The sequence below is a fragment of the Flavobacterium sp. genome (genome assembly GCF_043780635.1).
In the GTDB taxonomy this organism is placed as follows: Bacteria; Bacteroidota; Bacteroidia; order Flavobacteriales; family Flavobacteriaceae; genus Flavobacterium.
Genome location: NZ_JAYWCK010000135.1, coordinates 1 through 23,293 on the forward strand (window position 1 = coordinate 1; position 23,293 = coordinate 23,293).

24 protein-coding genes and 1 tRNA gene are annotated in these 23,293 nt (G+C 32.9%); 11 read left to right on the plus strand and 14 right to left on the minus strand.

The window, feature by feature from the left end; genetic code table 11:
* Together wecB and ACH2BV_RS11980 are read left to right on the plus strand one after the other, a co-directional pair.
* Positions 1 to 1,100: non-hydrolyzing UDP-N-acetylglucosamine 2-epimerase (gene wecB, locus ACH2BV_RS11975; protein ID WP_395050964.1), on the plus strand; the 1,100-nt coding region annotated here is incomplete at its 5' end.
* Positions 1,100 to 2,284 carry a glycosyltransferase family 4 protein gene (locus tag ACH2BV_RS11980; protein WP_395050965.1) on the plus strand — a complete coding sequence of 395 codons (1,185 nt, stop codon included), beginning with the start codon at positions 1,100 to 1,102 and terminating at the stop codon, positions 2,282 to 2,284. The genes wecB and ACH2BV_RS11980, both read left to right, overlap by 1 nt.
* On the opposite strand, the gene ACH2BV_RS11985 is transcribed toward ACH2BV_RS11980, so the two are convergent.
* From ACH2BV_RS11985 to ACH2BV_RS12005, 5 genes are read right to left on the minus strand one after another with little or no spacing between them, the layout of a single operon-like run.
* A complete protein-coding gene (locus tag ACH2BV_RS11985; protein WP_395050966.1) occupies positions 2,281 to 3,633 on the minus strand; it encodes an exopolysaccharide biosynthesis polyprenyl glycosylphosphotransferase in 1,353 nt (450 codons plus the stop codon). The genes ACH2BV_RS11980 and ACH2BV_RS11985 overlap by 4 nt on opposite strands.
* Positions 3,633 to 4,616, minus strand: a complete 984-nt coding sequence (locus tag ACH2BV_RS11990; RefSeq protein ID WP_395050967.1) for a UDP-glucuronic acid decarboxylase family protein — start codon at positions 4,614 to 4,616, stop codon at positions 3,633 to 3,635. The genes ACH2BV_RS11985 and ACH2BV_RS11990 overlap by 1 nt, the downstream gene beginning before the upstream one ends.
* 24 nt (positions 4,617 to 4,640) lie before the next feature.
* A complete protein-coding gene (locus tag ACH2BV_RS11995; RefSeq protein WP_395050968.1) occupies positions 4,641 to 6,323 on the minus strand; it encodes a DUF6909 family protein in 1,683 nt (560 codons plus the stop codon).
* Positions 6,324 to 6,358: 35 nt separating this feature from the next.
* Positions 6,359 to 7,846, minus strand: a complete 1,488-nt coding sequence (locus tag ACH2BV_RS12000; RefSeq protein ID WP_395050969.1) for a GH3 auxin-responsive promoter family protein — start codon at positions 7,844 to 7,846, stop codon at positions 6,359 to 6,361.
* Positions 7,846 to 8,349, minus strand: coding sequence for a peptidase (locus ACH2BV_RS12005; protein ID WP_395050970.1), 504 nt, complete (start codon positions 8,347 to 8,349; stop codon positions 7,846 to 7,848). The genes ACH2BV_RS12000 and ACH2BV_RS12005 overlap by 1 nt, the downstream gene beginning before the upstream one ends.
* 210 nt (positions 8,350 to 8,559) lie before the next feature.
* On the opposite strand from ACH2BV_RS12005, the gene tatA reads away from it, so the two are divergent.
* The gene (gene tatA / locus ACH2BV_RS12010) at positions 8,560 to 8,742 is read left to right on the plus strand and encodes a twin-arginine translocase TatA/TatE family subunit (protein ID WP_395050971.1); all 183 of its coding nucleotides are present in this window, start codon (positions 8,560 to 8,562) and stop codon (positions 8,740 to 8,742) included.
* A gap of 70 nt (positions 8,743 to 8,812) precedes the next feature.
* Here tatA and ACH2BV_RS12015 read toward each other — a convergent pair whose 3' ends face one another.
* The 4 genes from ACH2BV_RS12015 to ACH2BV_RS12030 form a co-directional block, all read right to left on the minus strand.
* Positions 8,813 to 10,936, minus strand: a complete 2,124-nt coding sequence (locus ACH2BV_RS12015; RefSeq protein WP_395050972.1) for a Tex family protein — start codon at positions 10,934 to 10,936, stop codon at positions 8,813 to 8,815.
* Positions 10,937 to 10,957: 21 nt separating this feature from the next.
* On the minus strand, positions 10,958 to 11,866 hold the full coding sequence (locus tag ACH2BV_RS12020; RefSeq protein ID WP_395050973.1) for a cation diffusion facilitator family transporter: 909 nt from the start codon (positions 11,864 to 11,866) through the stop codon (positions 10,958 to 10,960).
* A 6-nt stretch (positions 11,867 to 11,872) separates the two neighbouring features.
* Positions 11,873 to 12,301 carry a ribose 5-phosphate isomerase B gene (rpiB, locus tag ACH2BV_RS12025; RefSeq protein WP_395050974.1) on the minus strand — a complete coding sequence of 143 codons (429 nt, stop codon included), beginning with the start codon at positions 12,299 to 12,301 and terminating at the stop codon, positions 11,873 to 11,875.
* A 644-nt stretch (positions 12,302 to 12,945) separates the two neighbouring features.
* A complete protein-coding gene (locus ACH2BV_RS12030; RefSeq protein WP_395050975.1) occupies positions 12,946 to 13,179 on the minus strand; it encodes a DUF2007 domain-containing protein in 234 nt (77 codons plus the stop codon).
* 107 nt (positions 13,180 to 13,286) lie between these two features.
* On the opposite strand from ACH2BV_RS12030, the gene rnr reads away from it, so the two are divergent.
* The 4 genes from rnr (at position 13,287) to ACH2BV_RS12050 (ending at position 17,422) form a co-directional block, all read left to right on the plus strand.
* Positions 13,287 to 15,467, plus strand: coding sequence for a ribonuclease R (rnr, locus tag ACH2BV_RS12035; protein WP_395050976.1), 2,181 nt, complete (start codon positions 13,287 to 13,289; stop codon positions 15,465 to 15,467).
* A gap of 36 nt (positions 15,468 to 15,503) precedes the next feature.
* The gene (locus ACH2BV_RS12040) at positions 15,504 to 16,169 is read left to right on the plus strand and encodes a head GIN domain-containing protein (protein WP_395050977.1); all 666 of its coding nucleotides are present in this window, start codon (positions 15,504 to 15,506) and stop codon (positions 16,167 to 16,169) included.
* Between the two features lie 72 nt (positions 16,170 to 16,241).
* Positions 16,242 to 16,919: a LysE family translocator gene (locus tag ACH2BV_RS12045; protein ID WP_395050978.1), complete on the plus strand. Its 678-nt coding sequence runs from the start codon at positions 16,242 to 16,244 to the stop codon at positions 16,917 to 16,919.
* 65 nt (positions 16,920 to 16,984) lie between these two features.
* Entirely contained in the window at positions 16,985 to 17,422 is a 438-nt protein-coding gene (locus tag ACH2BV_RS12050) for a hypothetical protein (protein WP_395050979.1), read from the plus strand.
* A gap of 279 nt (positions 17,423 to 17,701) precedes the next feature.
* Here ACH2BV_RS12050 and ACH2BV_RS12055 read toward each other — a convergent pair.
* From ACH2BV_RS12055 to ACH2BV_RS12070, 4 genes are all read right to left on the minus strand, one after another.
* A tRNA-Cys gene (locus ACH2BV_RS12055) sits at positions 17,702 to 17,772 on the minus strand.
* 103 nt (positions 17,773 to 17,875) lie between these two features.
* Entirely contained in the window at positions 17,876 to 18,235 is a 360-nt protein-coding gene (folB, locus tag ACH2BV_RS12060; protein WP_395050980.1) for a dihydroneopterin aldolase, read from the minus strand.
* Positions 18,236 to 18,237: 2 nt separating this feature from the next.
* Complete coding sequence (locus ACH2BV_RS12065; protein ID WP_395050981.1) at positions 18,238 to 18,534, minus strand: hypothetical protein; 297 nt, start codon at positions 18,532 to 18,534, stop codon at positions 18,238 to 18,240.
* Positions 18,534 to 18,749, minus strand: coding sequence for a hypothetical protein (locus ACH2BV_RS12070; protein ID WP_395050982.1), 216 nt, complete (start codon positions 18,747 to 18,749; stop codon positions 18,534 to 18,536). The genes ACH2BV_RS12065 and ACH2BV_RS12070 overlap by 1 nt, the downstream gene beginning before the upstream one ends.
* 111 nt (positions 18,750 to 18,860) lie before the next feature.
* Between ACH2BV_RS12070 and ACH2BV_RS12075 the strand changes: the two genes are divergently transcribed.
* The 4 genes from ACH2BV_RS12075 to ACH2BV_RS12090 all read left to right on the plus strand — a co-directional run bounded on the left by ACH2BV_RS12075 (position 18,861) and on the right by ACH2BV_RS12090 (position 22,234).
* A complete protein-coding gene (locus ACH2BV_RS12075) occupies positions 18,861 to 20,963 on the plus strand; it encodes a glutamine--tRNA ligase/YqeY domain fusion protein (RefSeq protein WP_395050983.1) in 2,103 nt (700 codons plus the stop codon).
* Positions 20,964 to 21,251: 288 nt separating this feature from the next.
* Positions 21,252 to 21,614: a YtxH domain-containing protein gene (locus ACH2BV_RS12080; protein WP_395050984.1), complete on the plus strand. Its 363-nt coding sequence runs from the start codon at positions 21,252 to 21,254 to the stop codon at positions 21,612 to 21,614.
* Between the two features lie 11 nt (positions 21,615 to 21,625).
* Positions 21,626 to 21,976, plus strand: coding sequence for a competence protein (locus tag ACH2BV_RS12085; protein ID WP_395050985.1), 351 nt, complete (start codon positions 21,626 to 21,628; stop codon positions 21,974 to 21,976).
* Positions 21,977 to 21,979: 3 nt separating this feature from the next.
* Positions 21,980 to 22,234 carry a DUF6327 family protein gene (locus ACH2BV_RS12090; protein WP_395050986.1) on the plus strand — a complete coding sequence of 85 codons (255 nt, stop codon included), beginning with the start codon at positions 21,980 to 21,982 and terminating at the stop codon, positions 22,232 to 22,234.
* A 30-nt stretch (positions 22,235 to 22,264) separates the two neighbouring features.
* Here the strand turns inward: ACH2BV_RS12090 and ACH2BV_RS12095 are convergent, their stop codons facing one another.
* Complete coding sequence (locus tag ACH2BV_RS12095; RefSeq protein ID WP_395050987.1) at positions 22,265 to 23,266, minus strand: SPFH domain-containing protein; 1,002 nt, start codon at positions 23,264 to 23,266, stop codon at positions 22,265 to 22,267.
* Positions 23,267 to 23,293: the final 27 nt, after the last annotated feature.

Here is a 23,293-nt window from a genome sequence, read left to right on the forward strand (position 1 = left end):
AAAGAAATAGCCTAATGAAAATCACCATAGTTGCAGGTGCAAGACCTAATTTTATAAAAATCGCACCCATCATCAAAGCGATTGAAAAAAAGCAAAACGAAGGAGCAAATGTTTCCTATCGTTTGGTGCATACAGGTCAGCATTATGACAAAAATCTCAGCGATACTTTTTTTGAAGAATTAAATATTCCGAAACCCGATAGCAATCTAGAAGTAAAAAGTGGTTCACAAGCGGAACAAACGGGAGCGATTATGGTAGCTTTTGAAAAAGAATTGTTGCAAAATCCTTGCGATTTGGTTTTGGTAGTTGGCGATGTCAATTCGACAATGGCTTGTGCGATTGTAGCCAAAAAACAAAATATAAAAGTTGCCCACGTCGAAGCCGGAATTCGCTCTGGTGATATGACAATGCCCGAAGAAATCAACCGAATTGTCACCGACAGCATTACTGATTATTTCTTTACCACCTCAACCTCAGCATCCGAAAACTTGTTGAAATATGGTGTTGATGAATCTAATATTCATTTTGTAGGCAACGTGATGATTGATACTTTATATCAAAATTTAGGCAGAATTATTGCCCCTCATTTTTGGAAAGAATTCCAATTGGAAACTGGAAATTATATCATTCTCACGCTACATCGCCCATCAAATGTTGATGAAGAGCAATCTTTATTTCAGTTGCTCCAAGGAATTGATACAATGGCTGGTGATAAAAAAGTGATTTTCCCGATTCATCCCAGGACAAAAGCAATTTTAGGCGAAACGGATTTGAAATTGAAAAATATTCTTTTTGTGGAGCCACAAGGCTATTTGAATTTTATGTTTCTCATCAAAAATAGTTTTGCCGTAATTACGGATTCAGGTGGAATTTCGGAAGAAACTACAGTTCTTGAAATTCCTTGTTTTACAATGAGAAACAACACTGAAAGACCCGAAACAGAAAGCATTGGAACTAATATTTTGGTGGGAACTTCGATAATAAATTTAGAAAAATTATTTGGAGAATTTCTTCTAAACGGAAAACGGAAATCTGGAATTCCAGAACTTTGGGACGGAAAAGCCTCGGAACGAATTATTGACATTCTTCTTCAAAAATAATGGGCGACATCCTTATCATATCGAATTATTATCCACCCGAAAAAGGCGCTGCTGCCAATAGAATTGAGCAGTTGGCGCTGAAATTAGATCAAAATAAGTATAAAGTTTCTGTGCTTTGTCCTCTGGGAAATTATCCAAAAGGTGAATTATTTCCAGAATACAAAGGCAAATTTTCAGTAACGGAAAAAATCCAAAATATCACTGTAAAACGGCTATGGATTTATCCGAGTGTAAGTAAAAATATCTTCAAAAGAACCCTTTCCGTTTTGTCATTTTCTTCAATACTATTTTTCTATTTATTGACAAAAAAAACACCCGATAAAGTCGTGGTTCAATCACCTCCATTATTATTATCGTTCGTTTCGGTTTTAGTGCTTTCATTAATGCGGAAAAAAATAATATTGAATGTTTCTGATTTATGGCCTTTGGCAGCGATTGAATTAAAAGCTTTGAAAAAAGACGGTTTTTCGCATAATATTTCTTTGTTTTTTGAACAATTTATATACTCAAGAGCTACTGTAATCCTCGGTCAATCTAACGAAATCATCTCGCATATTCATTCCATTTTTCCAGAGAAAAAATGTTATTTATACCGCAATTTTCCAGATCATCAACTGGCAGAAATGAATTTTTCAATCAATGAAAATGAACCTATAAAACTATTTTACGCAGGATTGTTGGGCATTGCGCAAGGTGTTTTTGAATTGTGTCAAAACATTGAATTACCGTATTTAAACATCGAATTACATATTTTTGGCGATGGTGCCGAAAAATCGCAAATAGAAAATTTAATTTGGAAAAATCCTGGAAAAAAATTATTTTTTTATGGAATGATGGAACGCAATGTTTTACACGAAAAACTACAAACTTTTGACATTGCGCTTGTACCATTAAAAACGAGGATTTACGGATCTGTTCCTTCAAAGATATTCGAATATGGTGCTCTGGGATTCCCAATTCTATATTTTGGCGGAGGTGAAGGCGAAGCTATTGTTAGCGAAAATAATTTGGGTTGGGTTGCTGAAGTTGGAAATTTTGAAAGTTTGAATTCTACGCTAATCGAAATTTCAAAAGAAGGGAAAGACAATATTCAAACAAGGAAGAAACAGGTGTTTGATTATGCTGAAAATAATTTCAATCTTAATTTTCAAATAAAAGGACTTATTGAAAACGGTGTTTTTTAATACGCTTTTTCGTCCCCTTTTAAAGTGTTGAAGATAGTGTTGAAGATAATTTTAATATCTAATAAAATCGACCAATTTTCCATATAGAAAATATCATATTTTACTCTATTGATGATATCCTCGTCTGATTCTACTTCGCCTCGAAATCCTTTGGTTTGGGCAAGTCCTGTTATTCCGGGTTTAACAAAGTGACGCACCATAAATTTATCTACCTTAAGAGCGTATAAGTTAGCAACGCTTACCATATGAGGCCTGGGTCCAACCACTGACATTTCGCCCATTAAAACATTGAAAAATTGTGGTAATTCGTCAATGCTGGTTTTCCTTAAAAATTTACCTGCTTTGGTTATTCGAACATCATTTTTTGAGGCTAAATCTAAATCAGCTTTGTCATTTACCTCCATCGATCTGAATTTATAACAATTGAATTCTTTGTAATTCAATCCGTTTCTTTTTTGTACAAAAAATAATGGCCCTTTTGACTCCCATTTTATTAATATTGCTAAAATAGGGGTAAGCCAAGATAATAATCCCACAATTATTAAAATTGAAAAAAGAAGGTCAAAAACACGTTTGATGATTTTGTTTAAGGTTTCGTCCTGTAAAATATTTCTTAGAGAAATAATAGGTATATAGTCATAATATTCAAACTTAACGCTTCTTGAAAGAATTTGTTTTTCGTTAGGAATGAATTTTAAAGTTTTCAAATTATTATCGGCAAAATTGATGATATCGCTTATTTGACTTTCAGATAAATCAGTCATCGAACAATATATTTCATCAGTTTTACTTTCTAACGCAAAGGAAAGACATTCATCAATCCTTTGTTTTTTGTGGTCTTCAAGGGTAAATGCTTTTATTAATTTATATCCGTAATCTGGATTTTCAGTAAAAAATGTTTTTAATGGGTTGATGTTTTTATTATTTCCTAATAAAACTACAGTTCTAGAATTTCCTCCAAATAAAACCCTGAATCTTCTCAGAAAATAATAAATAGAAAGTTTAAATAATAGAATTAAAACTAACGATAAAACAACAAATAAAGCAACTGCTTTTTGATTAGCCGTTTCTGAATAAAAATACTCTAACACAAGACAAAACAAGGTAAATAATATCCCTTGTTTTAGCGTACAGTTTAAAATTGCAATTACCTTAGTGTATCGATATACTTCATAAAAACCAAGGTTGGCAGCTATAATAAACCAAGTAAAACTTATAAAAACTGCATAATAAATTTCATTTGAATGAAATGGCATTATATAAAGGGCCAATACATTGATGATTATTAAATCAATCAAGTAAGAGAAAGGGCGAATATAACCTGAATATCTTCCTGTTTTTGTCTTCATTAACTTATATACTTGGAAAAATCTTTGTGCTCTTCTTTTAAAAGTTCCTCGGATGAGAGTGATTTGAAATAGTCGTAAGTAATTTTCATGCCTTCTTCTCTAGAAACTTTCGCACTCCAACCCAGTAATTCTTTTGCTCTTGTGATATCTGGTTGACGCTGCAAAGGATCATTTATTGGAAGCGGATAAAACACTACTTTTTGAGTCGTTCCTGTAAGTTTTATAATTTCATCAGCAAAATCCTTGATGGTAATTTCATCAGGATTTCCAATGTTAACGGGGTAGGCATAATCCGAATGCAGTAATCTGAAAATACCTTCTATTTGATCATCTACATAACAAAAAGAGCGCGTTTGCATTCCGTCACCAAAAATAGTTAAATCTTCACCTCGAAGCGCTTGCCCAATAAATGCCGGAATAACTCTACCGTCATTGAGTCTCATTCTGGGACCATAAGTGTTAAAAATTCTAACAATTCTGGTTTCTACTCCGTGAAAAGTGTGATATGCCATCGTGATAGATTCCTGAAATCGTTTCGCTTCATCATAAACTCCCCTTGGCCCAATTGTATTTACGTTTCCATAGTAATCTTCCGTTTGAGGATGAACCAATGGATCTCCATACACTTCAGATGTTGACGCAATAAGAATTCTGGCTTTTTTGACTCTTGCCAATCCTAAAAGATTATGTGTTCCTAAAGAACCAACTTTCAAAGTCTGAATTGGAATTTTTAGGTAATCTATCGGACTTGCCGGCGAAGCAAAATGAAGTATGTAGTCTAATTTTCCGGGAACGTGAACAAACTTGGTAATATCGTGATGATAAAATTCGAAATGTTCCAATTTGAATAAATGCTCTATGTTTTTTAAATCACCTGTAATGAGATTATCCATTCCAATAACAAAATATCCTTCTTTGATAAAACGGTCACAAAGATGTGATCCTAAAAATCCTGCTGCTCCGGTAATTAATATTCTTTTCATCTTTTTTTGGTTATTGAAAACCCATTATTTTACATTAAAAATTTGTTCCAATATCTTGATTGTAATCAAATATGTTGGTTTTACACCTGTTGTCCCCAACCCTCCTGAGGCTAGTGTGCTTCCTGTTTCTAAAGGATTATCCGATGCATAATAAGCATATCGCACTTTCACGTCTTGCGGAATACTTTTTCTAATTTTTGAGGCGGATTGAATGGCTTTTTGATAATAAGACCCCTCCATTTCTAACCCAATAACGCCCCAAGTCGATTCATAAAAAAACTTTAATAAATCTTTATTTTGTAATGATGTTCCCAAAACGGTAACCATTGGACCTTCAAAAACTGGGATGTCATCGCCTTTAAACATATCTGCTGTCAATTCATTTTGGAAAAAATAATTATCCGCAGTTCCTTCATTAATGTGAGCCGTTGGAATCATTATGTCGCCTTTTTCGCCTTCAAGAATACCTGCTTTACCCATTATAGAAACAGATTCCACATTTAATAAAGTATTGTCTTTTTTATACGGTTTCAATAATTCGTCAATGGTTTCATACGCTTGTTCACCAAAAGCATAATCCATCACAATTATTACGGGTTTTTTATCTCCTGTTTTTGCTTGTGGAAACGATGATTTTGTCCAATCAATTTTGGCTGTGTCAAAGATTTGCACATCAATATTGGTTCCGGAATTGTCAGGAATCGATATCATTCCGTGCAATTTTGCAAATTCTTCCACTTTATCCCTATCCTCATTCGCGCCAGATTTACTTAATTCTTCATAAATAAAGAAGTCAGATTTATCTTTAAATTTGGTTTTTAAAACAGTGGTGGCAAAAATGGAATTCATCACACTGTGCATATTGGCACTGATAACGTGAATTGGTCGGTCTAAAAGTTTATTCTTTTTTAAGACTTCTTTGATGTTTGTTGCCCAAATTTCGCCGTGAATATGATGTCCTAATCGTTCTCTTAAAATTGGACTAAAAGTAATTGTTCTTTTGTTGTCATCAATAACTTCTTCAATGGCTAATTTTCCAAGCCAATAAATAACATCTAAAAAACGATCTGGAGAAACTTCTGAACCAAAAGCATCATATATGTTCAAAACTTCAATAAATGTTCTTCCAAGAATATTTGCGGCGTGTGAAACTGCTTTTTCTTTCTCTATTTGGGAAAGTTTTTTCTTTTGAGAAACTGCCAATTCCAATTTTTGCCAATCTCGAGAAACCTCGCCTGCATCATCTAGTAAAACTCTATTTCTTATCTTGTGAGATTCAATGAAAATAAAGGTCAAATGTGTTAAGATATCGTAAATATCCGAACGTCCTCGGGTAATTTCGACATTCATTTGTTCTTCGTCAATCCGATAACAATTTCTTTTCCTTTTAGGAGGAACAATTGCCTGAAAATGAGATTTTGAATAGCCTTCATCCGAGGTTAAATTAATAAATCGACATTCCTCAATTCCTATAGGAAGACGTTCAATAACATATAGAAGCCCATTTAATTCAACTTTTTCTTCTGCAATATTTCCGTAAATTTCAGGTCGCAAGGTTAATAATGCTTCTCGCAAAGTATCACCCGAAACTCCCATTGGTTTATAAAAACCACGGTTAAACAAATGGCGCATTGTTATGTACATTTTTTCAATTGCCGCCGAAGATTCTTGTGCTCTAGATCTTGATATATTTTTAATTTCTTTCATTAATTTCTATTTTGTAACCTGCAAATGTATGGTATTTATTTCTTTTTAAGTAAAACAACAATTTTTCTATCGTTACTCAGCCTAGGGATTTTGTTTTGTCCGCCCAGTTTTCCAATGGATTTCATATAGTCTTGAAATCCGTTTTTAGCGACTTTTGTAACAACTACTTTTCGCAAAACATTGCCCACAATCAAATCATCATAGTAGATATTTTGTTTGCGCATTGCATTGTCTAATGCTTCAGCAAAAGTTCCCAAGTTTTCAGGTTCGTTTTCAAATTCGATAAACCACTCGTGATATGGCAAACCTTCTTTTGGAGTGATTTGTGGAGCAACGGTAAATTCGTTTATGCAAATGTTTGTGCCAATAATAGCTTCCTGCAAAGCACTTTCGACCTCTTTTCCAATCACGTGTTCACCAAAAGCCGAGATATAATGTTTGATTCTTCCTGAAACGATAACTCTGTACGGTTTCAAACTCGTAAACTGAATTGTGTCGCCAATATTGTAGCCCCATAGTCCTGCGTTGGTTGAAATTATCAAAACATAATTTACGTCCAATTCGACTTCGCCAATGGTGTATCTTTTTGGATTTTCGGCATAAAACTCGTCGCTTTTGATAAATTCGTAGAAAATTCCGGAATTCAACAACAGCAACATTCCTTTTTCTTTTTGGGAATCTTGGTAAGCAAAAAACCCTTCCGAAGCTGGAAATAATTCAATGCTGTCTACTTTTCTTCCGATAAGATTTTCGAACTTGGCGCGATAAGGTTCATAGTTTACACCACCATAAATGAACAAATTGAAGTTTTTGAAGATTTCGCCTATTGGCTTTACTCCTTTTTGGTGCAATTTCTCAAAATACATTTGAACCCAAGATGGAATCCCGGAAATCACAGTCATATCTTGATCGAAAGTTTCTTCGACAATGGCGTTTATTTTAGTTTCCCAATCCTCAATGCAATTGGTTTCCCAAGATGGCATTCGGTTTTTTTGTAGATATTTTGGAACAAAATGCGCCACGATTCCAGACAATCTTCCTAGTTTTATACCGTTTTTTTCTTCTAAAACAGGACTTCCTTGGAGGAAAATCATTTTTCCATCAACAAAATCAGCGTTTCCGGTTTCGTGAATGTAATGCAGAATTGCGTTTCGGGCTGCTTCGATATGAAAAGGTATCGATTCATTGGTAAGCGGAATGTATTTTGCCCCCGAAGTCGTTCCCGATGTTTTGGCAAAATAAAGAGGTTTGCCTTTCCATAGAACGTTCTTCTCACCTTTTACTACTTTATCTACATATGATTTCAAACCTTCATAATCGCGAACAGGAACCGCTTTTGCAAAATCTTCGAAAGTTTTTATTTGTTCAAAATGATGGTCAATTCCAAACTGGGTGTTTTTTGCTTGCTGAATTAAATCTTCGAAAACATTGCGTTGGGTTTCTATTGGATTTGTTGCCCAAAGTTGCGTTTTTCGGTAGATTTTTTTGGCAAAAAGTTTAGCAAAAAAAGATTTTAAAGACATTATTTTTGTGTATTTTTCTTCGCTTTAGGAAGGTTGTTTTTTTCTTCTTTGGCTACTTGATTTCTTAATTTCAGTTCTTCTTTTGAAGCTGAAATATCAACCTGAGATGGTGCTGCATCGCTTGAAGCAAGGATAGAATCTTTATTGAATTTTGCATATTCCAACTCGCCGGTCAACACTTTTTGGATTGATTTAATATAAGCTTCATTTTGCTGCAAAGCCAAAGTCAATGAATCTGATTTTAGAGCTAGTTCCGTTGCGTCTCTTTTTAATTTGGAAGAAGAATATCCCGGAATATACTCGCGTAAAGGGGTAAAAGCAATTATAAAAGTAGTAAACGTAATCAATAAAATAGCACCCGAAGATGCCGCCACAAAAACATTCATTAAATTTAATTTGAAGGAAAAAAGTTCTTCAAAAGTTTCCTCATTCAAAATAACCAACCGGTTTTTTGTGAATAATTTGTTGTGAAGCTTTCTTCGTTTAAGTCTATTTTCAGACATATTGTGCGTTTATGATACAAATATAATAATTAATGTCTTGAAATCAACTGCCTATTTCCTTTAAGAAATTAATACTAATGAATTGTTTTGCCTAATTTTTACGCTGATAAAACTAAATAATAGCTGTAAAATGATTTCCGATTAAGTAATTCTATATACCTTTGTCGCAAGATTTATTACAAATTTGCCTCGGCAATAAATTATTTAATTATGGGAAGATTTGGTATCACGGAAATCCTTGTTATATTGGCGGTTGTTTTATTGCTTTTTGGAGGTAAAAAAATTCCGGAATTAATGAAAGGTTTAGGTAGTGGAATTAAAGAATTCAAAAACGCTGCTAAAGACGATCAACCAGCAGATAAAAAAGAAACAAAGGAAGAAACTAAAGAATAAATTTTAGAAATTCCAATTTTAAAAAAATTCCAAACTTTAGACAGTCTTGTCTCAGGTTTGGAATTTTATTTTACAAAACCATCGTCAACTGGATTCTTTTTCTATCTTCATCCACTTCTGTCACTTTTACCTGAACGTGTTGGTGTAATTTCACCACTTCATTTACATCACTCACAAAACCGGCTTTGAGTTGGGAAATGTGAACCAAGCCACTTTCTTTCAAACCAATATCGACAAAGCAACCAAAATTGGTAATATTATTGACAATTCCCGGTAAAATCATTCCGGTTCTAAGGTCTTTTATCGTTTTTACATTTGGGTCAAATTCGAAAACTTTAGCCGATTTTCTTGGGTCTAATCCTGGTTTTTCAAGTTCTTTGATGATGTCTTTTAAACCCAAAATTCCTATTTCTGCAGTAACATAATTTTCTGGTTTTATTAAGGCTGTCTTTTCTTTATTAGCAATCAAATCATTCACCGAAAGTTTCAAATCTTTTGCCATTTTTTCCACAATAGCATAAGCTTCAGGATGAACTGCGGAATTATCTAACGGATTTTTTGCATTCGAAATCCTGATAAAAGCAACACCTTGTTGATAGGCTTTTTCACCCAAACGTGGCACTTTTTTCAACTGTTTTCTATCTTCAAAAGGTCCATTTTCTGAACGATATTGCACTATATTTTCGGCCAGCTTCTCTCCTATTCCACTCACGTAACTCAACAAATGTTTACTTGCCGTGTTGATGTTTATTCCAACCGAATTCACGCAGCGAATCACCGTGTTGTCTAATTCCTCTTTCAGTTTAGTTTGATCTACATCGTGCTGGTATTGGCCAACGCCAATGGCTTTGGGGTCGATTTTTACCAATTCGGCCAAAGGATCAGACAATCGTCTTCCTATGGAAACTGAACCACGAACTGTCACATCATAATTTGGAAATTCTTCTCTCGCAATTTTCGAAGCAGAATACACCGAGGCGCCAGCTTCGGAAACGATGAAAACCTGAACGGGTTTATCGAAAGCGATTTTCTTGATGAAAAATTCGGTTTCACGTGAAGCCGTTCCGTTACCAATGGAAATAGCATCAATTTGATAGGCATTCACCATCGAACGGATTTTTTTCATCGCCATTGCGGTTTCGTTTTGTGGCGCGTGAGGATAAATATTTTCGTTGTAAAGTAAATCCCCTTTTTCGTCCAGACAAACCACTTTACAACCGGAACGAAATCCGGGATCAATCGCCAAAATTCTTTTTTCTCCCAAAGGCGGAGCCAACAATAATTGACCTAAATTATTAGCGAAAACCTGAATCGAATTAGTATCAGCTTTGGTCTTGGCTTCTTGTAAAGCTTCATTTGAAATGGCAGGATTCAATAATCTTTTATAAGAATCTTCAATCGCTAATTGAACGTGTGGCGTACTTGGATTCTGACCTTTTAAAATCAATTGGTCAATAATCTCATAAGCTTCGTCAATATCTACTTCTATTTTAAACTTGAGAAAACCTTCGTTTTCGGCACGAAGCATTGCCAATAATCTGTGCGATGGTGCTTTTGTCAAAGGTTCTGACCAATCGAAATATTGGTTGAATTTTTGGGCGCCTTGATCGTCTTTTTTGGTTTTAACAACCTTAGTTGTGATAATCGCTTTGCGTTGAAAAAGTCTTCGCAATTGCTTCCGAACATAAATATTTTCGTTAATCCATTCAGCAATAATGTCCCGTGCACCTTGCAAAGCAGCGTCTTCATTAATCACATTCTCGTTCAAATATTTGGCAGCAATAAAATCGACATCGTCGTTATTTTGCGCCATTATGATTTTCGCCAAGGGTTCCAATCCGTTTTCACGAGCGACATCGGCTTTGGTTTTTTTCTTCTTTTTGAACGGCAAATAAAAATCCTCCAATTCCTGTAAATCGAAACTTTGCTGGATTTTTTTATCTAATTCAGGAGTCAATGCGTTTTGCTCTTCGATGGATTTTAAAATGGCCTCTTTTCGTTTTATAATGACTTCATAATCCTTTTGGAGTTTGGCAATTTGTTCAATTTGAACTTCATCCAAATTCCCGGTTTTATCTTTTCGATAACGGGAAATAAACGGTATAGTGCAATCTTCCTGTAATAATTGAACTGTGTTTTGAATGTTTATAGCAGCTGTGACAACAGTTTTGGAAATGAATTGTATGTTGGTCATTATGTGATTTTGACGTTAATCTTAGACGATAAAATCCTTTGAGTCTTCTTCTTTATTATATTCCGGTTGAATATTGATGTGATTGATTTGAAATTTATCAAATAAAACGTGTTCTACTTGGTGAATTATTTCATTGAATTCAGACATTTTTATATCCGCAAGACAATTTAAATGTGCTTCGAGATGAAGTTCATCATCATTAAGATGCCAAACGTGAATATGGTGTAGTTTTCCGCCACCAGAAATTTTGTGTACTTCTTGAACAATTTCTTCTATATCAATATGAACAGGTGTAAAAAGCATCAGCATTTGAGTGGATTTTTTGAGTAAATCAAATCCAACAATTATTAAATAAATGGCGATAATCAACGTCAATACGCTATCGACCCAAAACCATTGAAAATATTTCATTAACAATCCGCCAACTAAAACCGCTACCGAAGCCAACATATCTGTAAACAAATGCAAATAAGCTGATTTCATATTCAGGTTTTTATCAGCATCGTTTTTTAATAGTAAAGCAGACAAACCATTGGCGACAATTCCTAAAATTGAAAGCCAAATTACCAATCCTGATTTAATTTCTTGTGGGTTGAAAAACCGTTCTGTTGCTCCGTAAATTAAAAACAAAGCCACAATGATTAAGGTCAACGCATTTACAAAAGCAGCAATAAGTTCTGCTCTTTTGTAACCAAAAGTTTGATTAGCAGAGGCTTTTTTCTTGGATAATTTATGGGCAACATAGCTGAAAACCAAAGAAAGAACATCGGAAAAATTATGAAGCGCATCAGAAAGTAACGCTAAACTACCTGAAATAAGTCCGCCAATAACTTGCGCAACCGTAATTACAAGATTTAATACAATCGAAAATAGAAGATTTTTACCTTGTACTTCGTGATGATGATGACCGTGGTTGTGATTGCTTCCCAAAATATACTAACAACTAATTTTATCTACTCTGTTTTGGTGTCTTCCTCCTTCGAATTCTGTAGTTAAAAAAGTTTCTACAATTTCTACCGCTTGTTGAATCGAAGTATAACGTGCCGGAATACTTAGAACATTAGCATCGTTATGTAAACGAGTCAAATAAGCAATTTCTTTAATCCAACATAAACCTGCTCGAACTTTTGGATGTTTATTCACCGTCATTGCAATTCCGTTTCCTGAACCACAAATAACAATACCAAAATCAGCTTTTCCTTCAGAAACATCATTAGCTACAGGATGACCAAAATCTGGATAATCTACAGAAGCATCTGTGTCAGTTCCGTAATTAGTTACTTCGTGTCCTTTAGATTCTAAATATTGAACGATTGCTTTTTTATAATCTGGTCCTGCGTGATCGTTCCCAATGGAGATTTTCATATTTTTATTATTAGTTCTGTTGCGCAAATTTAGGGAAACAATTGCGTAATTTTAAATTAATACTCTTAAAAATATAACTATTCTATTATTAATAATTTAAAGTTTTTATCAAAAATCATATCAATAGAAACCTGAATAAAATAATAAATATTTTATAATGAATATGTTAAATTATAGTAGTGTTGATAGTATTTCATAAAACATTGATAATCAGTTAACCTTAAGTTAACATTAAATGTTTATAACTTTAGATAGAAAATTAGAACTATTTCTTGTTTGTATGAAATAAAAATGTAATCCAAAACCTGAATGAAATAACCAAATTTAGTTTGGTTAATTTTTAGAAAAGTTATTGATATAAAAAGTGCTGTTGTTAACAAAAAATCAATAGTAAGTTATTTACAAAAACAAATGTTTTTTAATTGTTAACCATTGTTAATTGTTTTTTAAAATTAGTTTAAAATAAACTATTTAACTTAATATAACTATGTTAATAAATCGTTATAAAAAAGTATAACAACAAAATATAGCTTTTAAAAATAAACTTATTGTAACTATCAACACGCTATAATAACCATTAAAAAATAAATTTAATTTCCTTTTTCTTTTTGTTGTTTTTAATAGATGTTGACAACTTTATAAATTTAAACAATATTTAAATTAGAATTTAATTCGTCTAAAATATTTTGAACCTTTTCGAAATCATTGGGATGAATTTTAAGTTTAATTCCACCCAGCGCATTTGAATAAAATGGAGCAATTGAAGACATTGTTTCGTTTTCGAAATAGTATTGAATTTCCTCCTGATCCAATCTATGTTTTAGAACCACTATTTCGTGTGTATAATTGAATATGGTAATGGTTTTAAAATCTTCCATTTTTACTTTTTTATAAAGATACGAAAGTTATTATTTCTTTAAAACTACATTAGGAATACTAAACACTGAATACAATTTCGTAATTTTAGACTTTTAAGAAAAGAATTATGAGTAAAAAGTTGAGAAAACCAGAAAATAAAGAGAAAGATTTTTCTAATAAAATTATAAAAATACTATCACAAAATTCCAATAAAGCATTTAATTACAAACAAATAGCTGCTATTTTAGAGAAAGATGACACCAAAAGCAGAAATGAAATTATAAGGGATTTAAAAATTCTTGCTTCACAAAAAAAAATTACTGAAACAGAACCAGGAAAATATCTAATCAAAGCCATTAGTCAAGATTATTACGAAGGAAAAATTGATATGACTGGCAGAAAAACCGCATATTTTGTTTGTCCGGAATTAGAAGAAGACGTTTTTATTCCGACTAATAATCTAAATAGAGCTTTAGACAAAGACACTGTAAAAGTGTATGTTTATAATCGAAGAAAAGGAAGAAGACCTGAAGGTGAAGTTATTGAAGTAGTCGAAAGAGCTAAAACCGATTTTGTTGGTGTAATTGATATCCAGAAGAATTTTGCTTTCGTTTCTACCGCCAATCCAAAAATGTACACCGATATTTTTATTCCAAAAGATAAATTGAGAGAAGCTGAACAAGGCGATGTCGTTTTAGTTCATATTGAAGATTGGCCTAAAAGAGCCGATAGTCCTTTTGGTTCCGTAATAAAAGTTCTTGGAAAACCTGGAGAACACGATACTGAAATTCACGCAATCTTAGCTGAATATGGTTTACCAGCAGAATTTCCAGTAGAAGTAGAGGTTTATGCCCAAAAAATTGATACTTCGATTACAGAAGAAGAAATCAAAAATCGTCGTGATATGCGCGATACATTGACTTTCACTATTGATCCAAAAGATGCAAAAGATTTTGATGATGCTTTGTCTTTCATAAAATTAGAAAACGGAAATTACGAAATTGGTGTTCATATTGCTGACGTTTCTTATTATTTACAAGAAGGAACAATTCTGGATGATGAAGCTTATCAACGAGCAACTTCGGTTTATTTAGTAGATAGAGTGGTACCAATGTTACCTGAAGTGTTATCTAATTTTGCTTGTTCACTTCGACCTCAAGAAGAGAAATATACATTTTCTGCCATCTTTGAAATAACAGAAAAAGCACAAGTGGTCAATCAATGGTTTGGAAGAACAGTGATTTTTTCAGATCAACGATTTGCTTACGAAGAAGCACAATACATCATAGAGACGAAAGACAACACTATTCCAGGAGAAACTTCTATCACAGGAAGTTCTTATATGGTTTCGGATGAAATTGTTGCTGCAACGCTTAAAATGCAAGATTTAGCCAAAATTCTTCGTAGAAATAGAATGAATGAAGGCGCTATTTCTTTTGATAAAGTGGAAGTAAAATTCAATTTAGATGAAGAGGGAGAGCCAGAAGGGGTTTATTTTAAAATATCAAAAGATGCCAATCATTTGATTGAAGAATTTATGCTATTAGCCAATAGAAAAGTCGCAGAATATATTGGAAAACAAAAGAAAACCTTTATTTATCGTATTCACGACGAACCTAATGAGGATAAATTAATTGCAATGCAAACCGTGATTTCAAAATTTGGTTATAAAATAGATTTCAGAAATAAAGGAGATATTTCTAAATCATTGAATAATTTATTGAGTGAAGTTGTTGGAAAAAAAGAGCAGAATTTAATAGATACGCTGGCGATTAGAACTATGAGTAAAGCCAAATATTCGACAGACAATATTGGTCATTATGGATTAGCTTTTGATTATTACAGTCATTTTACCTCGCCAATTCGTCGTTATCCTGATGTAATGGTGCATCGATTATTGCAACATTATCTTGATGGAGGAAAATCTGTAGATGAAGAAAAGTACGAAGCAAAATGTTTGCATTCCTCTACAATGGAAGATTTGGCTACCAATGCCGAACGTGATTCCATCAAATATATGCAGGTTAAATATATGCAGAATCACAACGATCAGGAATTTTTAGGTGTAATTTCTGGTGTGACTGAATGGGGAATTTTCGTTGAAATTATCGAAAATAAATGCGAAGGAATGGTTCGAATTCGTGAAATAAAAGATGATTATTATACTTTCGACGAAAAACAATATGCTTTGGTTGGCGCAACTACAAAAGCTTTGTTGCAATTAGGTGACGAAATTTACGTTAAAGTTAAAAATGCTGATTTAGTCAAAAAACAATTGGATTTTAATTTTATAAGACGAAATGATTAAGTGTTTTTGAATTAATTAACAACTAAATTTAATAAAATGAAAAAGATTTTTTTACTGGTATTTGTGTTTTTAACCCAAGTAAATTTTGGTCAAACTACAATCAAACTAGAAAGTTTTGATGAAATAAGAGTATTTGATCAATTGAATGTAACTTTAATTCCTTCTAATGAAAATAAAGTAGTTGTAACCGGAAAAAATGAAAGCAACTTTGAAGCAGTTAATAAAAATGGCGTTTTAAAACTTAGAATGTCAATAACTAAAATGTTGTCTGGTGATGACACAAAAGTTACTTTATACTTTAAAAACATTCAAAGTATTGATGCAAATGAAGGAAGTATTGTGAGTTGTGCAACTGAATTTAAACAAACCACAATTCAATTATCAACCCAAGAAGGTGCAATGATTGAGGTTGAACTTGATGTTGATAATATAACTGCGAAACTTAATTCTGGCGGTATTATTAATTTATCAGGAAGAGCAGTTACTCAAAAAGCAACTATTACTTCTGGAGGAATTTTTAATGCCAAGAATTTTGAAACTTCTCAAACAACTGTCAGTGTTTCTGCAGGAGGGAGTGCTGATGTAAATGCAAGCACACTTGTAGATGCCAAAGTAAATGCGGGAGGAAATATTACTATTTTTGGCAAGCCAAAACAAATAAAACAACAAGCCTTTGCGGGTGGAACTATTACAGAAAATTAATAAAATTCCTAGAGGCTTTGTCTTTGGGATTTTTTTTGAATAAATTATTTAAAAATTTTTAATTTTTTTTCAATGATAAATGATATTTTATCGGGTATTCCGTGGGGAATATTTTTAAGTTTTATGATTGGTCCTGTTTTTTTTATATTACTAGAAACCAGTATTATAAAAGGATTTAGAGCAGCTTTAGTTTTTGATTTAGGTGTAGTTTTAGGAGATATTGTATTCATCACCATTGCTTATGTAGGAAGTTATAGATTGATAACAAGTATTAAAGACAACTCGGCGCTTTTTATGTTTGGAGGAATATTAATGCTGTCTTATGGTGTTATTTCGTATATCAGTTTACACAAAGAAAAGAAAATAAACATTCATAAAATTGACAATGAAATTATTAGAAAAGATTACCTTGGATTATTCATAAAAGGCTTTTTTTTAAACATTATTAACATTGGAGTTTTGGGATTTTGGTTGGCCATTATTATTTCGGTTGGACCAAAACTTGAAATGCAAACCTCTAGAATGCTTACTTTTTTCGCCTCCGTAATTTTATCTTATGTGTTTGTTGATTGTATAAAAATACTATTAGCCAAGCAGTTAAAAAATAAAATGACACCAAAAAATATTCTTAAAATCAAAAAAGGAATCAGTATTGTTTTGATGATTTTCGGGATAGCATTAATTGTTCAGGGTTGGTTTCCAAAAGAAAAAGAGAAGTTGAAAGATGCTTTAGAGAGAATTGATAAGTAGGTTTTAGAAAATCAATAACTCACGTATATTTATAAGTTGTGCAACATTTAAGAAAAAATAATCATATGAAGAAAATCTTAGCATTAATAATTATTAGCTTTATTAGTAATAATGTCAAATCACAATGTTTAATTACATTAGAACAATTAGAATTAAGTAATAACCTAACATCGTCGCAGTTTGATGCTTTTGCAGTGAATAATGGATTTAGTTTTAATCCGAATAGAGATGAATACCTTTGTAATATCCCTTTAAAAACAGGTGGACATGTGATGTTATTACGTTCACTAACTAAAAAAGGAGACAATTTAGTTACTTATATTTTTTCTGATAAAGAGCAGTTTTTACTCAATAAAAACACTTTAGAATATCAAGGAGAATTAATTGAAACTAATAATAATGCTTCGACAATAAGTTATTTATATCATCAAAGTCTTGTTAGTTTAACAACTGTAAAGTTTAAAAAAAATACTACATATTATCTTTTAATTAGTAATAAATAAGATAAATGTAGTATAACTGGAGTTTTAATATATTGGGGTTTTAGTGGAATTGCTATTTTGTATCACATTTTCGTTAAACAGAAAATACTCTGTTCCTAAATCCCCAGCTGCGCAAAGTCTCTCGACTTAGTGCTCACAAAATTATACAAGTGTTTCTAAAATTACCTCTTATTTTCCTTGAAGGTTTTAAAAGCATCGTCCGGATTCGAACCGTAACTTTAATTTATTTTTTCTAAAAATGTTATAAAAAAAAGAGACACATTTCTGTATCTCTTCTTGAGGCATCGTCCGGATTCGAACCGGAGTAGGAGCTTTTGCAGAGCCCAGCCTAGCCGCTCGGCCACGACGCCAATTATTTATTGGTGTGCAAATATAGCAAACAATTGATAATTAACAATTGATAATTAACAATTTTTAAAATTCGTAATTCGTAATTTGAAATTTGTAATTAATTTAATTCCTGTATTCTTCCATTTCTATCGTAACGGCTTCAACATCACCGCCAATAGGAGGATTCAGTTTTGAAACAGCCAATGTAATTCTAGAAATGGCAGCTACTTCATCGAAAATTCTTTTGATAATTCGGTGCGCAACGTGTTCCAAAAGGTTGGAACGAATATCCATTTCTTCCTCGACAATGCGGTTCAAAAGCACATAATCCACGGTATCTTCCAGATTATCTGAAATAGCTGATTTTCTCAAATCAGTTTTTACTTCTAAATCCACAGCGTAATCAGAGCCTATTTTTCCTTCTTCGATTAAACAGCCGTGATAAGAGTAAGTTCGAATATTTTTTAGTTTTATAATTCCCATTTTTATAATTTTAATCTTGTGGTGTTTGGATCTTGGTAATTAGAGGTTACAGCTTGTATAGAGACTATTTTTTCGTTTTCATCAACTGTAAAATGGATAGTATAAGGGAATTTCTTTAGAGGTAAAGTGCGGACAATATTGTATTTTTCCTCAAAAAAAGGAAATGTCTTCAATGTTTCTACATAATCTTCAAATTCATTGTAGAATTTTGTTCCCAATCCATTAGAAACTGATTCATAATATTCAGAAATTTCATCTGCTTCCAAATCAGCACGTACAAGAATAATTATCTCATACATTATTTATTCCATTTTGTATGGAGTCTTTTTTTAGATTCTTCCCAGCTGATATAATCTTCTGGTTTTGCGTTTTTAATTCTTTCTAAAACCATTTTTTCTATGGAGCGATTGTATTCTTCTTGACTGTTGTCTATAAATGTATCAGGAATTGGTTTTAAAAATTGCACCAAATTATCATAGTATTCATCTGGAATAGTAACGGTTACTTGTCTCATAAGTTTCAGTATTTATACAAATGTATTAATTATTTTAATTCAAAGTCTATTATCTCCAAGTCTATTATCTATCATCTATTTTTTTACCTTTGCGTTTCAATATAGAAAATTATGTCAACCGAAGAGAAATCACTTCATTTTATAGAACAAATCATAGAAGACACTTTAGAAGGTGGTTTTCCTCAAGAGAATTTACGTTTCCGTTTCCCTCCAGAACCTAATGGTTATTTACACATTGGTCACGCCAAATCCATTTGTCTGAATTTTGGTTTGGGTCTAAAGTACAATGCGCCTGTAAATTTGCGTTTTGACGATACTAATCCCGCCAAAGAAGAGCAGGAATATGTAGACGCCATTAAAGATGATTTGCATTGGTTGGGTTTCGAATGGGCTGAAGAGCGTTTTGCGTCTGATTATTTCCAGCAATTGTATGATTGGGCGGTTCTTATGATTCAGAATGGAAAAGCTTATGTTGACAGTCAATCTTCGTCAGCTATGGCTGATCAAAAAGGAACTCCAACGCAAGCAGGAATTGATGGTCCTTTTAGAAATCGTTCTGTTGAAGAGAATTTAACTTTGTTCCAAGGAATGAAAAACGGTGATTTCCCGGAAGGAAGCCACGTTTTGCGTGCCAAAATTGATATGGCATCCACTAATATGTTGATGCGCGATCCGTTGATGTATAGAGTTTTGCACCGTCATCACCATAGAACAGGAGACGATTGGAAAATCTACCCAATGTATGATTTCGCTCACGGCGAAAGTGATTATATCGAGCAAATTTCGCATTCTATTTGCACCTTGGAATTTGTGATGCACAGAGAATTATACAATTGGTTTTTAGACCAAATTTATGATGACAATAAAGTAAGACCCAACCAATATGAGTTTGCGCGTTTAAATTTGAATTACACCGTAATGAGCAAGCGAAAACTATTGCAATTGGTTCAAGAAAATATAGTAAATGGTTGGGATGATCCAAGAATGCCTACCATTTCAGGTTTGCGAAGAAGAGGTTATACGGCCAATTCCATTCGGAAATTTTGTGATATTATTGGCGTTGCCAAAAGAGAAAATGTGATTGATGTTTCGCTTTTGGAGTTTTGTTTACGCGAAGATTTAAACAAAACGGCACCAAGAGTTATGGCGGTTTTAGATCCAATAAAAGTGATAATTACCAATTATCCATCGGATAAAGAAGAACTTTTGGATGCCGAAAATAATCAGGAAGATGACGATGCCGGTTTCAGAAAAGTACCTTTTTCTAAAGAATTATACATCGAAAGAGAAGACTTTTTAGAAGAAGCTCCAGCTAAATTTTTCCGTTTGTCCATAGGTAGAGAAGTGCGATTGAAAAACGCCTACATCATTAAAGGCGAAAGTGTCGTAAAAGATGCAGCTGGAAATATCACAGAAATTCACGTTACTTATGACGAAGAATCTCGTTCAGGAAGCGGGAGCGAAGCCAGCCAACGGAAAGTGGCTGGAACCTTGCATTGGGTTTCAATACCACACGCTATTGAAGCGGAAGTTCGTTTGTATGACCGGCTTTTTATTGATGAATCACCGGACAGCCATAAAGAGAAAAACTTCCTCGATTTTATGAATCCAAATTCTTTGCAAATTGTAAAAGGATTTGTAGAGCCTAGTCTTTCGGATGCGAAATCAGACGAAAAATTCCAGTTTCAACGTTTGGGTTATTTCAATGTGGATAAAGATTCAACAGCTTCTAAATTAGTTTTCAACAAAACCGTTGGACTCAAAGATGCTTGGGAAGAAAAAGGGAAAAAAGAAGAAAACTTATTGATGAATACTCAAAAAGAAATCAATAAATACGTAAAGGAAAAAGATGAAGATGCAGCAGAAATCCTTCTGAAACCTATTATTGAAAACATAAAGAGTATTGATAATTACAGTTTGATTACCCAGACCATTATCAAAAACATTAAAAATGACAACAATTCGTTATTGTTCTCGAATTTGATTTTGAAATATTCTGATAAAGCTTTGGCAAAAGATATTGAACAAGAACCTTTGACAAAATTATATTCGATGTCGTTAAAAAGTCAATTAACAGCAGTTCGGTTTTTTGCTATTCAAAATTTGAAAAAAGATTTAGATAATTTGAATGAGTTCAAAAAACAACTTTCCAACTTAAAAAACAATGAAAAGAACGAAAATGTTTTGGAATTACTAAACGGATTAGAATTATAGTTTTTGACAATATAAATCGCATTAACAATGCGATTTTTTAATTATTGGAAACTTCTATAAACTTTCTGTTTGTTATAGGATTTATCAATCAAAAACGGCTTTCATAAATGCTTTTTAATGCAGTTTTTTTAATTGGGCAACTTCCGCTATATTTGTTATGCATTTATTATAAGAAAACGGCTTATTTACGGTTTCTAGTTGAATTAAAATACTTTAACGCCTTATTAACATTGAGTTGTTAACAAAGTTTGTAACTTTAGGACAGTATTAATTTTAATTCTAAAAGTGATGTCAAACAACACAGGAAATTCAGTATTGGCACTTTTATTAGGTGCAGCGATTGGAGCAGGAGTAGGAATATTATTTGCTCCGGACAAAGGTTCAAAAACCAGAGAAAAAATCAAAGAAGGTTATGATGATGCTAAAAACAATTTAAAACATAAATGGGAAGATGCATCAGAAAAATTGAGAAGTAGATTTTCAGGAGCAAAGTACGACTTGGATGAAACCTATGAAGAATTAGTTTCTAATATGAGTCATAAAACCGAAGATGTTATTTCTTTTTTGGAAACAAAGTTGGCTGACTTGAAAGAACAAAACGCCAAACTTCTAAAAAAACAGATGGCTAATCAACAAAAAGAAACCGTTTAAATAACTTATTTATGGCTTTCGAAGAACTAAAAGAACACACCGAGGACATTCAAAAACAAGCAAAGAAATATATCGAAAACAGCGCGGCGTATTATAAGCTTTGGGGTTTCAAAGTAGCAATGAAATCGACCACGATGATTTTGAAATTTGTATTAATTGCGATGTCGTTGTCTTTGGTTTTATTATTTTGTTCTATCGCGGGTGCTTTTGCAATCGGGGAAGCCTTGAATAGTAATGCTTTGGGATTTCTTATCGTTGGCGCAATTTATTTAGTCATTACCGGACTTTTATTTTTAGTTAAGGATAAAGTTGTTGAAGGACCAATTTTGGAGAAATTTTCAGAAATCTTTTTTAACGACTAAATTATGGAAACCAAAAAATATTCGTCCTACGCACAAATTGAATTAGAACTGGAAATTCTCAGACTTGAAAAAGAATTGAACCTTCAAAAAATTGTTTTAGATTATGAAAAAGCAGAAGAAAGTCTTTTGCTAAAAAACATAATAAAAGGGTTTTTGGGAGATTATAAATCGATTCTGTCAAATTCATCCGGAATGATTCTCAACATAGTAATTCCACTGATAATTAATTGGTTTACAAAAAGAAAAAGAGGCGATTAAGCCTCTTTTTTATTGAAATTATCTGATGTTTTATATTTCTGTTTCCGGTAATTTTGGAGCATCTGGTTCTTGTGGCGCTTGATGTTGAATAAATGTATGTTCATCTGTTTTTGGTTTTAATTTTCTATTTTGTTTTTTCATCATTTCGCCCACTTGATTTGAAGCGCTAAATGAAGCCACCATATTGTTGAGCATATCACTTCCAGCTTGTGGAGAATTAGGCAATAAAATCAAATTAGAATTTGCGTCTGCGCCAATGGCTTGCAAAGTATCATAATGTTGTGTTACCACAATCAATGCTGATGCTTCTTGCGAATTGATTCCAACACGGTTTAAAACTTCAACACTTTCTACTAATCCACGGGCAATTTCACGCCTTTGATCAGCGATTCCTTGTCCTTGAAGACGTTTGCTTTCCGCTTCAGCTTTGGCTTTAGCCACAATTCTAATTCTGGTGCTTTCGCCTTCAAATTCTGCAGCTGTTTTTTCTCTGTCGGCGGCATTAATTCGGTTCATAGCATTTTTCACTTGGATATCCGGATCAATATCGGTTACCAATGTATTGATGATATCGTAACCATAAGTAGTCATTGCGTCGTTTAATTCGCGTTTTACGGCAATAGCAATGTCATCTTTTCTTTCGAAAACATCATCTAATTTCAATTTTGGAACTTCGGCACGAACAACGTCAAAAACGTAAGCCGTAATCTGGTCGTGAGGATATTCGAGTTTATAAAAAGCATCATAAACATTGGTCGGTATCACTTTGAATTGCACCGAAACTTTCATTTTAACAAATACGTTGTCTTTTGTCTTGGTTTCGATAATAACATCCAATTGTTGAATTTTAAGATTGACACGGCCAGCAATTCTGTCAATCAAAGGAATTTTAAGTTGCAAACCTGAACTTCTCACGTTTAAGAATTTTCCAAAACGTTCGATAACAAATGATGATTGCTGCTTCACGGTAAAAAAAGAAGAAAGAAAAATAAATAATCCAAATACAAGAAGGATAATTAACGGAATGTCCATAAGTAGTTTAATTTAGTTAAAAAAATT